This window comes from Agrobacterium salinitolerans (assembly GCF_027498475.1).
GTDB lineage: Bacteria > Pseudomonadota > Alphaproteobacteria > Rhizobiales > Rhizobiaceae > Agrobacterium > Agrobacterium salinitolerans.
In genome coordinates, this window is record NZ_JAPZLN010000001.1 from 718,408 (window position 1) to 734,823 (window position 16,416).

Sequence of the window (16,416 nt, forward strand, 5' to 3'; positions counted from 1 at the left end):
CAAACGGCAGACGGAAGCACGCCTTGGCGTAAGGCTTTCCGAATTCAATTTAAAATTGCTGAATTTAGCCCCACATAAAAAACCGCCCCAGTTTCCTGAAGCGGTTTATACGTAATGAAAAAAATACAATATATGAAGCAATATAGTCTGGCAGTGCTTACAATCGGAACACTTTCCGAGGCCGGTTAAGGCCAATTTCAGTCGTCCCCTGAAACAATTACATTTAAGCTAATCATTTACTTTGCGTCAAGCAAATCTTCTCGCAATTGCGAAAAAACCGGAAAAACAAACCTGCCAATGAGGTGAAGCTTTATATATTTCTAATATATATCAGATATTTACGGAGATGAGAACAAAATGTGCATTTTTGTGGGCTGCACTATAAAAGGCACAACCAAGATGCACAGGTTCTAAATTTCATATCTACTCCACAAATATGATAGTTTTATAAAGTAAAACGGTCGCTCCTCCGCACAGAGTTTATTCCTGTAGCAATCAGAGTAAATCGAGGATGATCCACGGAAAATTAACGACTATGGCTGCTTCGGTTTGCAAGACGCAGAACAACTAAAACTTGATATTTCTATAGGTGACTAAAACATGAAGGTTCACGCTGAAATCCACGACCAGACTTCAGGCGATTTTCTGCTGTTGAGTGGGCATTTCACGATGCAATAAAATCATACTAAGCGCATACCTTGCTGCACCTAATACGGCGACATGATGAATCGGGCAAAAAAAATGATAATCCCCCACATGACGATAGAGACGACTAAAACCAGCAAATGAGGCCTGCGCGTAAAGTAAAGTACGAATGCTTTTGCAATTTTCTCCATATTTTCCGATGACGACACATTCATATTAGTGCGCGGCCACCCCTCCTTCGCGACAGAAAACCTGATCAGTCACGCCTTTCTTCTCGCGGCTTTATCTCAGGAGAGATCGCCACCATTGCCATCATGATTATCGCGAACAACAATATGAATGGGCACAAAACGAGCACCGCAAGGCCCTTGACGATCATACCGGGCACCTTGAGAATTTGCTTCGGCCTCTCAACGCACATCGTGACCGCCTTTTTGGAAATTTATATATTTAAATATTGTCATCGCCCCCCTCAAAACCGCATCGCCTTCAAGACCGCTGAGGAGTCATGAAGCATCTATGGCGCGATATGTGGGTCAGTGCAGGGAGCACGAAGCATGCGCCTATCTTGCTGATACCTTTAACACAGTGCTAAATAACCTTCTAAAACAGGTGCGTCCCGGCAGACGCCCTTCAAACTGGTGATATACGAACACAGAGAGGATTAAATCACATTTGGATTTTTGTAAACTCCATTTGTGATTTAATTTGAGAGAATTTGGCTAGGAAAGAAGTCGAGTCCAAGACAGACCTTGGAAGACGCCTCAGAGCTGTGAGGGCAGCTTTCGATATCGATGACCGGAATGTCTTTGCGAGCCGGCTTTCGATCAGTAAAAGCGGACTGGCTCATTATGAGCGGGGCGAACGCGTGCCCGACGCCGAACTGCTTAGCGCCTATCACCGTGAATTCGGCGTCAACATATCCTGGCTCGTCACGGGGCAAGGCGATATGTTCGAGACCGGGCAATCAACAAACACGGAGCATGGCTCACATCAGCTTCTGGTCGATCTGATCAATCCGCTCGGGAGGCTGATAAACAAAGTTTACCGTGACCAGCAAGTCAGGATAACCGACGATCAGCGCTTCGCGGAGCTGACGAGATGGCATAACAATCTGACGAGCCGCGCCGGCCCCTCTTTCGAATGGAACGATCTGATGTCGCAGTTGCCCTGGGTGGAGCAAAGCCTTGCGGAGGAACTGCGTTCGAAACGAGCGGACGCCGAAGGCAATAAAAGATCGACAGGTTGATTTATTGGTGGCAGGGCGCGACGCGCGTGCAATGTGATAGTTTTCCGGGAATGACCGTGAAGCGCATATTTTTCCTTTGGAAAACCGGTTGTTGCCGATAAACATCAAGCCGAGACAACAGGATTTCCATCGCGTCATGCTTTCACTTCGCCTGCTAACGATCATCGCCGGTTTTGCCCTTGCGGGCTCAGCAAGCGCGGCATCGATTGGCATCGTTGCTCCCCAGAGCGGTCCTTACGAACTTCTGGGACAGCAGATACGGCAGGGGGCGAAAGCGGCGGCCGCCAAGCTCGGCCTTGATGTCGTCGAAATCCATGAAAGCTGCGAAGACGGCAGCGGCGGCGCTATTGCCGACGGCCTTGTAGCCGCCAAGGTCAGCACCGCGATTGGGTTTTTATGCACGGAAACGCTTCAGGGCGTTCTGCCGCCCTTGAAGGCGGCCGCCATACCCGCCATCACGCTTTCCAGCCGCGCACCGATCCTGATGGAAGACGCCCTGAAATACGGCTGGCCGCTCTTTCGTCTCGCCCCGTCCGACAGGGCCGAATCGGACAGGATCGCGGAGATCATGCTGCGCGACTGGAAGGGACATTCCATCGGGCTTGTGGATGACGGCACGATCTACAGCCGCGAGCTGGTCGACCGCATCCGCTCTTCGCTCGAGGAAAACGGTCTCAAACCCACCTTTGCCGACACGATGCGACCCAATCAGGAACAGCAGGTGGCGCTGGTGCGCCGACTGGCGCGCACTGGCGTCTCCCATGTCTTCGTCGGTGCTGAGCGCAACGACGTGGCCATCATCGCCAGAGATGCCGGGTCGGAAAACCTTCCTTTGACAATCATGGGCGGCGACGCCATGAACGCCGCCAACAACCCGGTTCCCCTCGCCGCGAATGTGTTGGCGGTCACCCGCCCGGCCTATGATACCCTGCCATCGGCTCAGGCCGTCGCCGGCGAACTGCGCGGCGCCGGCATCGAGCCGGAAGGTTATGTCCTGCCGGCCTATGCGGCTGCGGAACTGACTGCCGCCCTTGCGGAAGCCACGCAGGCGCAGTCGAAACCCGCGCCGGAGATACTGGCGGGCGGCGCCGTGTTCAGGACAGTCATCGGCGAGCTCGGCTTCAACCCCTCGCATGACCTTTCGGACAATCCTTACCGCCTGCAGCGATGGAACGGCCAGCGCTTCGAACCGGCGGACAAGGCGGAAAGACCATAGGCGAAACCCGCGCGGCCGAAATTTCGAGGAAACGTAGCTTAAAACCCCCGGCAACCGCGATGCCAGCCGTTCCAAACCCGGATACTTGGTGTTAAAGGCAGCTTACGCAACGCGTCGAGAGGAGTTTGCCCCATGTCCCTGCCCATCCGCATAGCCCCGTCCATTCTGGCTGCAAATTTCGCCAAGCTCGGACAGGAAGTCGCCGATGTCACGGAAGCGGGCGCGGACTGGATTCATCTCGATGTCATGGACGGCCACTTCGTCCCCAACATCTCCTTTGGCCCTGACGTCATCAAGGCGCTTCGCCCGCACAGCAATGCCTTCTTCGATTGCCACCTGATGATTGCGCCCGTCGATCCTTATCTCGAAGCCTTCGCCAAGGCGGGCTGCGATAGCATCACCGTGCATGCGGAGGCCGGGCCACATCTTCACCGTTCTCTCCAGACCATTCGCGGACTTGGCCTGAAGGCCGGCGTCACGCTCAATCCGGCAACGCCGCTTTCCGTCATCGAAAACGTGCTGGATGATGTCGACCTCGTGCTGATCATGAGCGTCAATCCCGGCTTCGGCGGTCAGAAATTCATTCCCGCCATGCTCGACAAGATTCGTGCAGCAAAGGCGATGATCGGTGAACGGCCGATCGAACTGGAGGTGGATGGCGGCGTGACAGCGCAGACAGCAGGTGACATCATCGCCGCCGGCGCCAATGCGCTCGTCGCCGGCTCGGCGGTCTTCAAAGGCGATGGCGTCGATGACTATCGCAAAACGGTCGCCCTGCTGCGCACGGCAGCCGAAGCCGGACGGACGTAAACCACCACGGCTGAATGCGGCACAACGAGGCATCGGGGGATTGTCATGGAAAGCGGCATGAAGAGCTTCCGTGGCAAGGCTCTTCCAACTCTGTTGATTTTGCTCGGCGCGCTTGGCTGGGGCGTCTGCTCGACCGCTTCCGCCGGCATTGGCCTCTATGTCCGAAACAGGCTGGAAACGGACCACGCCGCCGATATCATCACGCTTTTTTTCGTGGGCGGCTTTTTCGGCTGGCTACTGGCGCTCGCCGCATTGCGCTTTCTCCCCGCCTCGACATCCCGGCCATTACGTTTTGCGGCCGCTTGTCTCGCCATCGTTTTTTTCACGCTGGCCGTTGCGGCAGGATTGTTCGCATTCGAATACCGCATCTTTTATGCGCAATGGCACGCACCGGCTTTTTCACGCATCTGGTTTTTCCAACAACTCTTCACGTCGCTCGGCGCGGTCTATCAATTCGCAATTCTCGGTCTTGGGCTTTATTTTCCTTTTTCCATTGTTCCGCTCTTGGCCGCTGGCGCAATCCTCTGCCGGCCTGCGCGACGAGCGGCATAGCCATGCAGCTTGATAGATTGAGATTAGCGGAACACTTTGCTAAACGGGCAGCAAATTTCCTCCACTAAGAAAGTCATTGCCATGATCCCTCGTTACTCCCGGCCGGAAATGGTCGCCATCTGGTCGCCGGAAACAAAGTTCCGCATCTGGTTCGAGATCGAGGCACATGCCTGTGACGCGCTGGCCGAACTCGGCGTTATCCCGAAATCGGCGGCCCAGACCATTTGGGAAAAGGGCGGCAGCGCGACCTTCGATGTCGCGCGCATCGACGAGATCGAGGCCGTGACCAAACACGACGTCATCGCCTTCCTCACCCATCTTGCTGAATTTGTCGGCCCCGACAGCCGTTTCGTGCATCAGGGCATGACCTCGTCGGACGTGCTTGACACCACGCTCAACATCCAGCTCGTGCGCGCCGCCGATCTGCTGCTCGCTGACATGGACCGGGTGCTCACAGCGCTGAAGACCCGCGCCTTCGAACACAAGAACACGGTGCGCATCGGCCGCAGCCACGGCATCCATGCCGAGCCGACCACCATGGGCCTGACCTTCGCGCGTTTCTACGCCGAGATGCACCGCAATCGCGAGCGCCTCGTCAACGCCCGTGCGGAAATCGCCACCGGCGCAATCTCCGGCGCCGTCGGTACTTTCGCCAATATCGACCCGCGCGTCGAAGAACATGTCTGCGAAAAGCTCGGCCTCATCCCCGAGCCGGTCTCCACGCAGGTCATCCCGCGCGATCGCCACGCCATGTTCTTCGCGACGCTCGGTGTCATCGCCTCGTCGATCGAAAACGTCGCCATCGAAATCCGCCACATGCAGCGCACCGAAGTTCTGGAAGCGGAAGAGTTTTTCTCGCCCGGCCAGAAGGGTTCCTCGGCCATGCCGCACAAGCGCAACCCGGTTCTGACCGAAAACCTCACCGGCCTTGCCCGTCTGGTGCGCATGTCGGTCGTCCCGGCCATGGAAAACGTGGCGCTGTGGCACGAACGCGACATCAGCCACTCCTCTGTGGAGCGCGCCATCGGCCCAGACACGACCGTCACGCTGGATTTCGCGCTGAACCGTCTCGCCGGCGTCATCGAAAAGCTGGTGATCTACCCGGACAACATGTTGAAGAACATGAACAAGTTCCGCGGCCTCGTGCATTCGCAGCGCGTTCTGCTGGCGCTGACGCAGGCTGGCGTCTCCCGTGAAGACGCTTACCGTCTGGTGCAGCGCAACGCCATGAAGGTGTGGGAACAGGGTGCCGACTTCCTTGAGGAACTGCTGGGCGACGAGGAGGTGCGCGCCGCACTGTCCGAAGAGGTGATCCGCGAAAAGTTCGACCTCGGCTACCACACCAAACACGTCGACACGATCTTCACCCGTGTCTTCGGCGAGGCCTGAGAGAACTCCCTGAAGTTAATGCCGCCGCGGCCTTGATCGCGGCGGCATCACAACACAGATATGGGCGCATGAAAGTTTCAGAAACAGATATCCTGATCGTCCCCGGTTATACCAATTCCGGCCCCGACCACTGGCAGAGCCGCTGGGAGCGCAAGCTTTCCACCGCCCGCCGCGTCGAGCAGGCCGAATGGTCCAAACCCGTGAAGGAAGACTGGGTCGCCCGGCTGGTGGAAGAGGTCAACGCTTCCACCAAGCCCGTTGTGCTCGTCGCCCATTCGCTCGGCGTACCGACCGTGATCCACGCCTTGCCGGAAATCGGCAAGAAGGTGTCCGGCGCGCTGTTTGTCGCGCCGCCCGATGTCGCCAATCCCGATATCCGGCCAAAACACCTGATGACCTTCGGGCCTTACCCGCGCGACCCGCTGCCTTTCCCGGCGATCACCATCGCCAGCCGCAACGACCCTTTCGGCTCCTATGAACATGCCGATGACATCGCCGCCGCCTGGGGCTCGCTTTTGATCGACGCCGGCATGTCCGGCCACATCAACGCGGAGTCCGGCCATGGTCCGTGGCCGGAAGGCGGCATGGTCTTCGCGCAGTTCCTGAGCCGGCTGAAGGCAGTCGAGCCCTGATTGGTGGCAGCCATGCAGGCCGCCGCCTTCTCTATCGGCTCCGCAAGCCGATTTTTCAGGCAAAGCCGTTTCCCGGCCTGTCACAAGAATTGAAGGGAAATATGCGAGCCGCATTGTAGAATGCACGCTTTTCCTTTATGGGACCGCTTCAAAGACCAAACGCAACGCCACCAGAATCGGCGTCAACCAAGAGACCTGCAATTATGAACCGTCGCCGCCGTATTTACGAAGGCAAGGCCAAGATCCTCTACGAGGGTCCGGAGCCAGGCACGCTTATCCAGTTCTTCAAGGACGATGCGACCGCCTTCAACAAGAAGAAGCATGAAGTCATCGACGGCAAGGGTGTGCTGAACAACCGTATCTGCGAATACGTCTTCACGCATCTGAACAAGATCGGCATTCCCACGCACTTCATCCGCCGCCTCAACATGCGCGAGCAGCTGATCAAGGAAGTGGAGATGATCCCGCTCGAAGTCGTCGTGCGCAATGTCGCCGCCGGCTCTCTGTCGAAGCGCCTCGGCATTGAGGAAGGCGTGGTTCTGCCGCGCTCCATCATCGAATTCTATTACAAGTCGGATGAGCTTGAAGACCCGATGGTCTCCGAAGAGCACATCACGGCTTTCGGATGGGCCAACCCTGCCGAGCTCGACGATATCATGGCGCTCGCCATCCGCGTCAACGACTTCCTCTCCGGTCTCTTCCTGGGCGTCGGCATCCAGCTCGTCGATTTCAAGATCGAATGCGGTCGGCTGTTTGAAGGCGACATGATGCGCATCATCCTCGCCGACGAGATTTCGCCGGACAGCTGCCGCCTGTGGGACATCGAGACCCAGAAAAAGATGGACAAGGACCTGTTCCGCCGCGATATGGGCGGGCTTGTGGAAGCCTATTCCGAGGTCGCGCGCCGTCTCGGCATCATCAATGAAAACGAACCGATCCGCGGCACCGGCCCCGTTCTGGTAAAGTAGTATCGGCCTCGTAAAGTTATATTGGCCTCGTAGGGTAAATCAGGAGAAGATCAGGTGATCAAGGCACGGGTGACTGTTACGCTGAAGAACGGCGTTCTCGATCCGCAGGGCAAGGCAATCGAAGGCGCGCTCGGCAGCCTCGGTTTCGGTGGCGTCGGCCATGTCCGTCAGGGCAAGGTCTTCGATCTGGAGCTGGAAGGCGCCGATAAGGCCAAGGCCGAAACCGACCTGAAGGCAATGTGCGAAAAGCTTCTGGCCAATACGGTCATCGAAAACTACGCCATCGCCATTCTCTAAGCTCCAGGAGCCGCCGTCCATGAAATCCGCTGTCGTCCAACTTCCCGGCCTCAATCGCGACCGCGACATGATCGCGGCTCTGACGAAAATCTCCGGTCAGGCGCCCGTCACCATCTGGCAGACGGAAACGGATATTCCCGATGTCGACCTGATCGTCATTCCGGGCGGCTTCTCCTACGGCGACTATCTGCGCTGCGGCGCGATTGCCGCCCGCATGCCGGTCATGCAGGCCATTCGCGAAAAAGCGGAAAAGGGCGTGAAGGTTCTAGGCGTCTGCAACGGCTTCCAGATTCTGGTCGAGGCGGGCATGCTGCCGGGTGCTTTGATGCGCAACGCCTCGCTGAAATTCGTCTGCCGTGAAGTGAAGCTCGAAGTCGCCAATAACGACACGGACTTCACCCGCGCCTACGACAAGGGCCAGATCCTGCGCTGCCCCGTCGCCCATCACGATGGCAACTACTTCCTTGATGCGGATGAGCTGAAGTCCGTAGAAGGCAATGGTCAGGTCGTGTTCCGTTATGCCGAGGGCACCAACCCCAACGGTTCGCTGAACGACATTGCCGGCGTCATCAATACCAAGGGCAATGTCCTCGGCATGATGCCGCATCCAGAAAACCTGATCGAAGCCGCCCATGGCGGCAATGACGGCCGCGGCCTCTTCGCTTCGGCGCTGGGCGTCATCGCAGCCTGATAGACAAAGGCGGGTTTCAAGCCCGCCTTTTTTGATGCCGGTTTCCGGCTATGTTTCGGCTTCTCTTCTGGATGACCTGATGCCCCGTCTTTTTCCACACGATGCCTGCAAAGCCGCCGGATTGATCCTTGCGGCAGTGGCGCTTGCCGCCTGCCAGCCGAAACCGCAACCTTCCTCCTCCATCTCCCGCGCGGCCCTGCCGACCATGGAACGCATTGCGCTTGGCGCGAATGTCTGCTGGTTCAAATCGGGCGACGCGGCCTTCAAGGCCTATCGACTGGCGCCGGAACTCAACTCCTTCTCCGGCCGTCCGCGCATCCTGCTCGTGCCGCGCAACAGCCCGGAATCGCGCCCCATGCTGGTGGTTCAGGCCGAAGGTAACCCGGCAAAGCTCGATGCATTCGGCCCTGTCATGAACGAACCCATGTCCGGCCGCATCGCAACCGACGTCAAACGCTGGGCGAACGGCGGCAAGGGCTGCTGATCGGCAAGCGCGGAAACGGGCCCTCGGCAATCCACTAAAAAAACCCGCCAACGCCGGTTGGGATTGGCGTGGCGGGCTGCCGAATGGCTGCTTGGCACCGGGGAAAGAAGGCGCCGCTCTCCGACAAAATCAAAGCGGCCGCGGCGGCCAGGAAAGGAGTCGGGATTTCGCTGCTTCCGTCAAGGCTTCATCACGCGTAACGCCAATATCCTCCAGCAGATCGTCCGACAGTTCGCGCAAGGCGAGCCGTCCCCGTCGTTTCTGCTGCCAACGGGCCATGCCCGCAATCAGACGACCAATAAGCGTGCGGGCGATCTTGGCCGGAAAGGGCGCCGGTGCGACCATGTCGCCGGCATCGCGGAACACGCGTTCCCGTTCGTAGCCATCAGGATAGAGTGTATCCGCTGTCGAAAGGTATTGATTCATCTTGCGCATATTGCACCTATTGTCTCCGTGCGTTTAAGGTCATTCAATGCAGACAATAAATACAATTGACTTGGCGACAGATACAATGCATAAATTGTCACCATGACAAATTGGCTTCCCGACATTACCGAGGGCGACGGCCCGATTTACCTGCGCCTCGCCGACAGTATTGAAGGCGCGATTTCCGATGGCACCTTGCAGGCCGGCTCGAAATTGCCACCGCAGCGCAATCTTGCCTACGATCTCGGCGTGACAATCGGCACAATCAGCCGCGCCTATGCGCTCATCCACGAGCGAGGCCTCGTCAGCGGCGAAGTCGGCCGCGGCACTTATGTCAATGAGCGGAAGACGCCGGCACCCTCCTCGCCAATGGAACAGGCTGCCCCAGCCTTCGGCGGCACCCGGCATGCCATTGAGGCCACCGGCGAATATCGCCTGAACACCACAGCTGCCCCGGATGTCGGCCAGAGCGTGGTGATCGCTCGTCATATAGAGGCGCTGACGCGCGAGCATGGCTATGACATCACCAATTATGCCCGGACCTTCCCGGATAACTGGTGTAAAGCGGGGGCTCGCTGGCTTTCACAGAATGGCTGGTCGCCGCAACCGGAAAACATCGTCTCGACGCTCGGCGCCCATGCGGCGGTGATGAGTGTTGTAACGGCGATGACCGCGCCGGGCGACCGTATCGTCTTCGAACAGGTCACCTATTCCCATATCAGCCGTAGCGCCGCCCTTGCAGGACGACGGGTAACGTTGGTCGATGCGGATGAAAACGGCATCATTCCCGAGGATTTTGAGCGGGTCTGCGCCCAGCAGCATCCCAAGATGATCTTTCTGATGTCGGCCGGCCAGAACCCGACCTGCGCCACCCTTCCGGAAGACCGCCGCCGCGCGATTGCGGACATCGCCCGCCGATATGGTGTCTGGATCGTCGAGGACAATCTTTATGGCGCGATGACGCGCGAGGCGATCCCGCTGATCGCCGAGTTCGCACCCGATATCACCTTTGTGGTTGGCGGCCTGTCGAAATCCGTCGCCGCCGGCGTGCGCGGCGGCTGGGTCGCCTGTCCCGCACAATATTCCTCACGCATCCGCATTTCCCACTCGATGCTGACCGGCGGCCTGCCCTTCATGCTGGCCGAACTGAATGCACGCCTCGTCAATAGCGGCGACGCAGACGATATCCGCAAAGATTGTATAACCGAGATCAATCAACGCGAGGCAATCGCCAGACAGGTATTTACCGGGCTGGATTTCAACTCCCTGCCCGATATCGCCTTCCTGTGGCTGAGGCTGCCCGAACCCTGGCTTTCCGGCACCTTCCGCAATGCGGCGATGAAGGAAGGGGTGCTGATCGATGACGAGGACGAATTCAAGGCCGGGCGGACGGACAAGGTTTTCCACCGCGTTCGCATCAGTTTTTCCGGGCCTTCCACCCGCAAGGAGCTGACCCATGCCTTCGGCATCCTCCGCCATCTGCTGGATAACGGCTCCGCCGGCTATGAAAGCGTGGCGTAAACACCGGCGCACAGAGTCTTTCCTGCAACACCCTGCCTAATTCAGTAACTGATCATTTACCGCACCGCCAAACCTGCCATCCTTTGCAGAATTCACAGCGAGGAATGATTCGATGGCAGCAGTCGGATTGAAAAATGCCAGGGTGTTCTTCTTGCTAGCGACGATGTTTGCAGCATACCTCCTCCTCAGCGTAGTGCCGGCCACCGCCGCGGACGGCGCTGTCTTTGATGAATTGCGGTTTGGGATTACCACTTCACTCTCAAATCGTGATGGCGGCGGCGAAGATGGCGTATTCCCGGCCTTCACCGCCTATTTTGATCCCTTCGCCGGCGCCTCGGCCGTCACACTTGGTGAAAAGCTTGCCCGGCCCCGCCTGCATCTGGGCGCGGAAATCAGCACAGAGGGTGAAGCGAACACCGTTTATGGCGGCGTCAACTGGACCTTCGACCTCAATCCGAAAATTTTCGTCGACCTCGGCTTTGGCGGCCTGTGGCACGATGGCAAACTGAGAAACGGCCCGGGCGAAACGGGAGCGGAATTCGGTTGCCACCTGCTTTTCCATGAATATGCCGCCATCGGATATCGCTTCGACAACAGCTGGAATATTTCGACCCAGATCGAACACGCCTCCCACGCCAATCTATGCGACGGCCCCAATGACGGGCTCACCCGCGTCGGCCTGATTGTCGGATACAAGTTCTGAAGAAGCCAACAAAGCGGCGTTTTGCGGGTAAAACAGCGCATTTTCCTGTCGCACCTTTGAGCCTCTTGCGCTAAAGAACCGGAAACTTTCCTCGGCTCGAACCGCGTGAGACCTATGTCGATTTCAAACTCCATCAAGATCACCCCGGAACTCGTTGCATCCCACGGGCTGAAGCCCGACGAATACCAGCGTATCCTCGACCTGATCGGACGGGAGCCTAGCTTTACCGAGCTTGGCATCTTCTCGGCCATGTGGAACGAGCACTGCTCCTACAAGTCCTCCAAGAAGTGGCTGAAGACCCTGCCGACCAAGGGACCGCGCGTCATTCAGGGTCCGGGTGAAAATGCCGGCGTTGTCGATATCGACGATGGCGACTGCGTCGTCTTCAAGATGGAAAGCCACAACCACCCGTCCTACATCGAGCCCTATCAGGGCGCAGCGACCGGCGTCGGCGGTATCCTGCGTGACGTCTTCACCATGGGCGCCCGCCCGATTGCCGCCATGAACGCCCTGCGTTTCGGCGCGCCGGATCATCCGAAGACCCGCCACCTCGTGGCCGGCGTCGTCGCCGGTGTCGGCGGTTACGGTAATTCCTTCGGCGTGCCGACGGTTGGCGGCGAAGTGGAATTCGATCCGCGTTATAACGGCAACATCCTCGTCAATGCCTTTGCCGCCGGTCTTGCCAAATCCAACGCGATCTTCCTCTCGGAAGCCAAGGGCGTCGGCCTGCCGGTCGTTTATCTTGGTGCAAAAACCGGCCGCGACGGCGTCGGCGGTGCGACCATGGCGTCCGCCGAATTCGACGAATCCATCGAAGAAAAGCGCCCGACCGTTCAGGTCGGCGATCCCTTCACCGAAAAGTGCCTGCTGGAAGCCTGCCTTGAGCTGATGAAAACAGGTGCGGTCATCGCCATTCAGGACATGGGCGCCGCCGGCCTCACCTGCTCGGCCGTCGAGATGGGCGCCAAGGGCGATCTCGGCATCGAGCTTGACTTGAACGCCGTACCGGTGCGCGAAGAGCGCATGACGGCTTACGAAATGATGCTCTCGGAAAGCCAGGAGCGCATGCTCATGGTTCTCGAACCTTCCAAGGAAGAAGTCGCCAAGGCGATCTTCGTCAAGTGGGGTCTGGACTTCGCCATCGTCGGCAAGACTACCGACGACCTGCGCTTCCGCGTGCTGCACAATGGTGAGGAAGTCGCCAACCTGCCGATCAAGGAACTGGGCGATCAGGCTCCGGAATATGACCGCCCGTGGACGCCTGCCAAGGTGCCTGCGCCGCTTTCGGAAAACGACGTCCCCGCCGCCGATATCGCCGATGCGCTGGTATCGCTGGTCGGTTCGGCCAACAACTCCTCGCGCCGCTGGGTCTACGAACAGTATGACACGCTGATCCAGGGCAATTCCCTGCAGCTTCCCGGCGGCGACGCGGGCGTGGTTCGCGTCGAAGGTCACGATAAGAAGGCGCTCGCCTTCTCCTCCGACGTCACACCGCGTTATGTCGAGGCCGATCCCTTCGAAGGCGGCAAGCAGGCCGTTGCCGAATGCTGGCGCAACATCACCGCAACCGGCGCTCTGCCGCTCGCGGCCACCGACAACCTGAACTTCGGCAACCCGGAAAAGCCCGAGATCATGAGCCAGCTGGTCCATGCTATCAAGGGCATCGGCGAAGCCTGCCGGGTACTGGAATTCCCGATCGTTTCCGGCAACGTCTCGCTCTATAACGAAACCAACGGTCAGGCGATCCTGCCCACCCCCACCATCGGCGGCGTTGGCCTCCTGAAGGATTGGGGCCGCATGGCGCGCATCCGTTTCGCCGCCGCTGACGAAGTGGTGCTGCTTGTCGGCGCTCCTGCCGGCCTCGGCACCCACATCGCCCAGTCGGTTTATATGCGTGACGTCCACGGCCGCATCGATGGCCCTGCGCCGCATGTCGATCTGGCCGCCGAAAAGAGGAACGGCGATTTCGTTCGCAGCCTGATCACCGATGGTCTTGCCACCGCCGTTCACGATTGCTCCTCGGGCGGTCTCGCGCTTGCGGTTGCCGAAATGGCGATCTCGTCGGGCATCGGCGCGACCATCGACGCGGTCGAAGGTCACAATCCGGTTCTCACCTTCTATGGTGAAGATCAGGGCCGCTACGTCATGACGGTCAAAAAGGCCGATCTCGACGAGGTGCAGACAGCGGCGAAGGCAGCGGGCGTTTCCTGCCCGGTCATCGGTGTTACCGGCGGTGCGAGCGTAAAGCTGGGCACGGCGCGGGCAGTCGAGATTAAAGAATTGCACTTGGCCTATGAATCGTGGTTCCCTCAATTCATGGATGGCGAAACTTTGCTCGCCGCAGAATGAATTAAGGAGAAACACCATGCCCATGAAACCCGGCGACATTGAAGACATGATTAAGGCGGGAATTCCCGGGGCAAAGGTCACGATCCGCGATCTGGCCGGTGACGGCGACCACTACGCGGCAGAAGTCGTTGCGGATGCGTTCAAGGGCAAGACCCGCGTGCAGCAGCACCAGATGGTCTATGACGCACTGAAGGGCAATATGGGCGGCGTTCTGCATGCCCTTGCCCTGCAGACCTCCGCTCCCGAATGATTGCGCCCGTGAAAGCGGCTCCGGTAACAATCCGTCTCTGTCCCATCTGCGGCAGGGCGTGAAATCTGCTGAATAAATCAAAGGCCCGCGTGAGACTCTCACGCGGGCCTTTTTCATGTCCGATATAAGGATCGGATGCCGCTTACAGAACAGGCGGCGTCTGCGAATCCAGATCGGCGAAGGAGGCGGCCGGCAAAGGGCCTGCCGTCAGCAGGGTAAAATCGTAACCGGATCTGCGATCCGGCCCCAGAACATATTGCCGGTGCATGCGCAGGAAGTTGCGCTTGTTCTTCTTATAGCGCTCCGGCGAAAGCGAATGCTTGAAGCGGATCGGCACGATCTTCGGCTGCGGCGCATCGCCATGACCGGTCAGGGTAACCGTATTGCAGCGATAAAGATGGATCGGATCGGTGAGACACTGGATGTCGAACCATGTCACCTCGGCGTGACGCGCTATTATGCCTACGCTTTGACGAAGACGTTCAGCGCTCGCCAGGAACGCGCATTGCAAAGCCGCGCCGCCCAGCGTCGCGAAAGACAGTGTCCGGCCATCCAGCGCATCCGGTTTCTGCTCCAGCACGCGGCCGATCGTGGCAAGCGCAAGGCTGGCGCCCATGCTATGGGAAACCACCAGAACCTCATCCGAAGGCTGCTCCAGCGCCGTCAGAACAAGTGCTGCCCTCTCCTCGATCCAGTCGCGGGCAATCGGCTCATCACGGCCGACCGCAAGCGCGAATCGCCAGTCTGCATAAAGATGCAGCGTGTGAAACCGCTCCGCAAACGGCAGGAAAGCCTTCACGAAAAACAGGGCGGCGGCGGGAAGGCTGATCGCAAAGAGCCAGAGCGGTAAAGCGAAAAGCCAGGGCGAAAGGGCGATAGTCGCCGCAAGCGCGCCACCGACAAGCATCAGCAGGAACGGGAAGATGAAGAACAGGCCAAAACGCCAGGCATGGCGGAAATAACGCGCCGCACCGCCCTCACTGACAATGCCCGCCCCGGCCTTGAAGCCCAGCCAGATCTGCCGCCAGACCGGCGCATCGCGCAATTGCGATATAACCGCATTATGGTCGTAAACGAAAATGTCGGAGCGCGTCCGCCAGTCGCCCGCCGCGGCCTCCACCGTGAAAGTCTCGCCCCCGGGCGCATTTTCCAGCGGCCCCACCGTGTAATCCACATCCCAGGTTTTGCCGGCGAGCGCCGCCGCCCGCTGGTAACGCAGATGATGGGCGGCCGCATCGAGCGGATCGAAACCGGGAAAATAAAGAACAAGTCGTGACTTGACGGCTGGCATGCATAGACCTTCAGGCTGGAGACACCCGAAAGGATCGCTTGATACAGTGGGCGATGCACGTATAGTAAAAAACGCGACAGAAATATGATTTATTTATCGGTGAGGGAAATTTGTCTGGCATCGTCGATCAATTGCTCAACGGCGTCGTCAAAGGCGCTCTCGCCGAAGCGCTGACCAAATCCGGCATCCGCAAGACACGCCGCACGCGCCGGACGAAAAGTACCGGCTCTGCGGCCGGCGGTATCCTCGGTTCCGTGCTGGAAGCCGCAATCAAGGCCGCCGTCAAACCGAAACCCGCCCGGAAACAGGTCAGCAAAAAGCGCACCGCGGCTGCCCGCAGCCGGCAGCGGTATAAATAAAAAGCCGCAGCCCGGATTTCCCCCGTCACGCCATGCCATCGAGACGCATTTTTTACGCTCCCCCGGGTGGAAATCACGGCGCGACATGTTATTTAGAGGCTAACAGAAAGCAGCGGCCTTGAACCGCATGTGAAAGGAATAGGCCTATGAGCGGCATTCACGACATGATCGACAGCGAAGTGAAGAGCAACGACATCGTTCTTTTCATGAAGGGCACCCCGCAATTTCCGCAATGCGGTTTTTCCGGCCAGGTGGTACAGATTCTCGATTATCTCGGCGTCGACTACAAGGGCGTCAACGTGCTTGCCGATGCGGACATCCGTCAGGGCATCAAGGACTATTCCAACTGGCCGACCATCCCGCAGCTCTACGTCAAGGGCGAATTCGTCGGCGGCTGTGACATCGTAAGAGAGATGTTCCAGTCGGGCGAGTTGCAGAGCCACTTCCAAGAACAGGGTATCAGCGTCCGCGGCGCGGCCTGATTTCGGCCGGTTCATCCGGCCCACCCTGATTGTCAGAAATTTATGCCAGGCGTTGCTTCATGCAACGCCTTTGCCGTTCTTTTTGGGGCAATCCTGTGACAG

At 58.6% G+C, this 16,416-nt stretch carries 18 protein-coding genes; 16 read left to right on the forward strand and 2 right to left on the reverse strand.

The window, feature by feature from the left end:
• The first annotated feature begins 1,363 nt into the window (after positions 1-1,363).
• The 10 genes from O9X91_RS03470 (at position 1,364) to O9X91_RS03515 (ending at position 8,933) form a co-directional block, all read left to right on the forward strand.
• Positions 1,364-1,894: a helix-turn-helix domain-containing protein gene (locus tag O9X91_RS03470; RefSeq protein ID WP_269834029.1), complete on the forward strand. Its 531-nt coding sequence runs from the start codon at positions 1,364-1,366 to the stop codon at positions 1,892-1,894.
• Positions 1,895-2,030: 136 nt separating this feature from the next.
• Positions 2,031-3,110 carry an ABC transporter substrate-binding protein gene (locus tag O9X91_RS03475; RefSeq protein WP_244634916.1) on the forward strand — a complete coding sequence of 360 codons (1,080 nt, stop codon included), beginning with the start codon at positions 2,031-2,033 and terminating at the stop codon, positions 3,108-3,110.
• Between the two features lie 132 nt (positions 3,111-3,242).
• A complete protein-coding gene (gene rpe, locus O9X91_RS03480; protein ID WP_142911452.1) occupies positions 3,243-3,920 on the forward strand; it encodes a ribulose-phosphate 3-epimerase in 678 nt (225 codons plus the stop codon).
• A gap of 45 nt (positions 3,921-3,965) precedes the next feature.
• Positions 3,966-4,472: a hypothetical protein gene (locus O9X91_RS03485; protein WP_269834030.1), complete on the forward strand. Its 507-nt coding sequence runs from the start codon at positions 3,966-3,968 to the stop codon at positions 4,470-4,472.
• Positions 4,473-4,553: 81 nt separating this feature from the next.
• Positions 4,554-5,861: an adenylosuccinate lyase gene (purB, locus tag O9X91_RS03490; RefSeq protein ID WP_142911453.1), complete on the forward strand. Its 1,308-nt coding sequence runs from the start codon at positions 4,554-4,556 to the stop codon at positions 5,859-5,861.
• Between the two features lie 68 nt (positions 5,862-5,929).
• The gene (locus O9X91_RS03495; RefSeq protein ID WP_269834031.1) at positions 5,930-6,493 is read left to right on the forward strand and encodes an alpha/beta hydrolase; all 564 of its coding nucleotides are present in this window, start codon (positions 5,930-5,932) and stop codon (positions 6,491-6,493) included.
• Between the two features lie 203 nt (positions 6,494-6,696).
• The gene (gene purC, locus O9X91_RS03500; protein ID WP_077982034.1) at positions 6,697-7,461 is read left to right on the forward strand and encodes a phosphoribosylaminoimidazolesuccinocarboxamide synthase; all 765 of its coding nucleotides are present in this window, start codon (positions 6,697-6,699) and stop codon (positions 7,459-7,461) included.
• Positions 7,462-7,515: 54 nt separating this feature from the next.
• Positions 7,516-7,758, forward strand: coding sequence for a phosphoribosylformylglycinamidine synthase subunit PurS (purS, locus tag O9X91_RS03505; RefSeq protein ID WP_003507918.1), 243 nt, complete (start codon positions 7,516-7,518; stop codon positions 7,756-7,758).
• 19 nt (positions 7,759-7,777) lie between these two features.
• Positions 7,778-8,449, forward strand: coding sequence for a phosphoribosylformylglycinamidine synthase subunit PurQ (gene purQ / locus O9X91_RS03510; protein WP_137410602.1), 672 nt, complete (start codon positions 7,778-7,780; stop codon positions 8,447-8,449).
• A 79-nt stretch (positions 8,450-8,528) separates the two neighbouring features.
• Entirely contained in the window at positions 8,529-8,933 is a 405-nt protein-coding gene (locus O9X91_RS03515; protein WP_142911455.1) for a hypothetical protein, read from the forward strand.
• 129 nt (positions 8,934-9,062) lie between these two features.
• Here the strand turns inward: O9X91_RS03515 and O9X91_RS03520 are convergent, their stop codons facing one another.
• The gene (locus O9X91_RS03520) at positions 9,063-9,368 is read right to left on the reverse strand and encodes a DUF1127 domain-containing protein (protein WP_137410603.1); all 306 of its coding nucleotides are present in this window, start codon (positions 9,366-9,368) and stop codon (positions 9,063-9,065) included.
• Positions 9,369-9,461: 93 nt separating this feature from the next.
• Here O9X91_RS03520 and O9X91_RS03525 point away from each other — a divergent pair, with 93 nt between their 5' ends.
• From O9X91_RS03525 to O9X91_RS03540, 4 genes are all read left to right on the forward strand, one after another.
• Positions 9,462-10,880 (forward strand): aminotransferase-like domain-containing protein, encoded by a 1,419-nt coding sequence (locus O9X91_RS03525; RefSeq protein WP_173989357.1) that lies wholly within the window; start codon positions 9,462-9,464, stop codon positions 10,878-10,880.
• 112 nt (positions 10,881-10,992) lie between these two features.
• The gene (locus O9X91_RS03530) at positions 10,993-11,583 is read left to right on the forward strand and encodes an acyloxyacyl hydrolase (RefSeq protein ID WP_269834032.1); all 591 of its coding nucleotides are present in this window, start codon (positions 10,993-10,995) and stop codon (positions 11,581-11,583) included.
• 114 nt (positions 11,584-11,697) lie between these two features.
• Positions 11,698-13,932 (forward strand): phosphoribosylformylglycinamidine synthase subunit PurL, encoded by a 2,235-nt coding sequence (gene purL, locus O9X91_RS03535; protein ID WP_142911458.1) that lies wholly within the window; start codon positions 11,698-11,700, stop codon positions 13,930-13,932.
• Between the two features lie 16 nt (positions 13,933-13,948).
• Positions 13,949-14,182, forward strand: coding sequence for a BolA family protein (locus O9X91_RS03540; RefSeq protein WP_003516012.1), 234 nt, complete (start codon positions 13,949-13,951; stop codon positions 14,180-14,182).
• A 142-nt stretch (positions 14,183-14,324) separates the two neighbouring features.
• Here O9X91_RS03540 and O9X91_RS03545 read toward each other — a convergent pair whose 3' ends face one another.
• Positions 14,325-15,473, reverse strand: a complete 1,149-nt coding sequence (locus O9X91_RS03545; protein WP_077982028.1) for a hypothetical protein — start codon at positions 15,471-15,473, stop codon at positions 14,325-14,327.
• A gap of 110 nt (positions 15,474-15,583) precedes the next feature.
• On the opposite strand from O9X91_RS03545, the gene O9X91_RS03550 reads away from it, so the two are divergent.
• Together O9X91_RS03550 and grxD are read left to right on the forward strand one after the other, a co-directional pair.
• Positions 15,584-15,832, forward strand: a complete 249-nt coding sequence (locus O9X91_RS03550) for a hypothetical protein (RefSeq protein ID WP_269834033.1) — start codon at positions 15,584-15,586, stop codon at positions 15,830-15,832.
• Positions 15,833-15,978: 146 nt separating this feature from the next.
• Positions 15,979-16,314, forward strand: coding sequence for a Grx4 family monothiol glutaredoxin (gene grxD / locus O9X91_RS03555; RefSeq protein ID WP_142911461.1), 336 nt, complete (start codon positions 15,979-15,981; stop codon positions 16,312-16,314).
• Positions 16,315-16,416: the final 102 nt, after the last annotated feature.

What these genes read in the sequence shown, in the direction of transcription:
- O9X91_RS03475 (WP_244634916.1), top strand. Translation starts at nt 2,031, where the DNA reads ATGCTTTCACTTCGCCTGCTAACGATCATCGCCGGTTTTGCCCTTGCG.
- rpe (WP_142911452.1), top strand. Translation starts at nt 3,243, where the DNA reads ATGTCCCTGCCCATCCGCATAGCCCCGTCCATTCTGGCTGCAAATTTC.
- O9X91_RS03485 (WP_269834030.1), top strand. Translation starts at nt 3,966, where the DNA reads ATGGAAAGCGGCATGAAGAGCTTCCGTGGCAAGGCTCTTCCAACTCTG.
- purB (WP_142911453.1), top strand. Translation starts at nt 4,554, where the DNA reads ATGATCCCTCGTTACTCCCGGCCGGAAATGGTCGCCATCTGGTCGCCG.
- O9X91_RS03495 (WP_269834031.1), top strand. Translation starts at nt 5,930, where the DNA reads ATGAAAGTTTCAGAAACAGATATCCTGATCGTCCCCGGTTATACCAAT.
- purC (WP_077982034.1), top strand. Translation starts at nt 6,697, where the DNA reads ATGAACCGTCGCCGCCGTATTTACGAAGGCAAGGCCAAGATCCTCTAC.
- purQ (WP_137410602.1), top strand. Translation starts at nt 7,778, where the DNA reads ATGAAATCCGCTGTCGTCCAACTTCCCGGCCTCAATCGCGACCGCGAC.
- O9X91_RS03515 (WP_142911455.1), top strand. Translation starts at nt 8,529, where the DNA reads ATGCCCCGTCTTTTTCCACACGATGCCTGCAAAGCCGCCGGATTGATC.
- O9X91_RS03520 (WP_137410603.1), bottom strand. Translation starts at nt 9,368, where the DNA reads ATGCGCAAGATGAATCAATACCTTTCGACAGCGGATACACTCTATCCT.
- O9X91_RS03525 (WP_173989357.1), top strand. Translation starts at nt 9,462, where the DNA reads ATGACAAATTGGCTTCCCGACATTACCGAGGGCGACGGCCCGATTTAC.
- O9X91_RS03530 (WP_269834032.1), top strand. Translation starts at nt 10,993, where the DNA reads ATGGCAGCAGTCGGATTGAAAAATGCCAGGGTGTTCTTCTTGCTAGCG.
- purL (WP_142911458.1), top strand. Translation starts at nt 11,698, where the DNA reads ATGTCGATTTCAAACTCCATCAAGATCACCCCGGAACTCGTTGCATCC.
- O9X91_RS03540 (WP_003516012.1), top strand. Translation starts at nt 13,949, where the DNA reads ATGCCCATGAAACCCGGCGACATTGAAGACATGATTAAGGCGGGAATT.
- O9X91_RS03545 (WP_077982028.1), bottom strand. Translation starts at nt 15,473, where the DNA reads ATGCCAGCCGTCAAGTCACGACTTGTTCTTTATTTTCCCGGTTTCGAT.
- grxD (WP_142911461.1), top strand. Translation starts at nt 15,979, where the DNA reads ATGAGCGGCATTCACGACATGATCGACAGCGAAGTGAAGAGCAACGAC.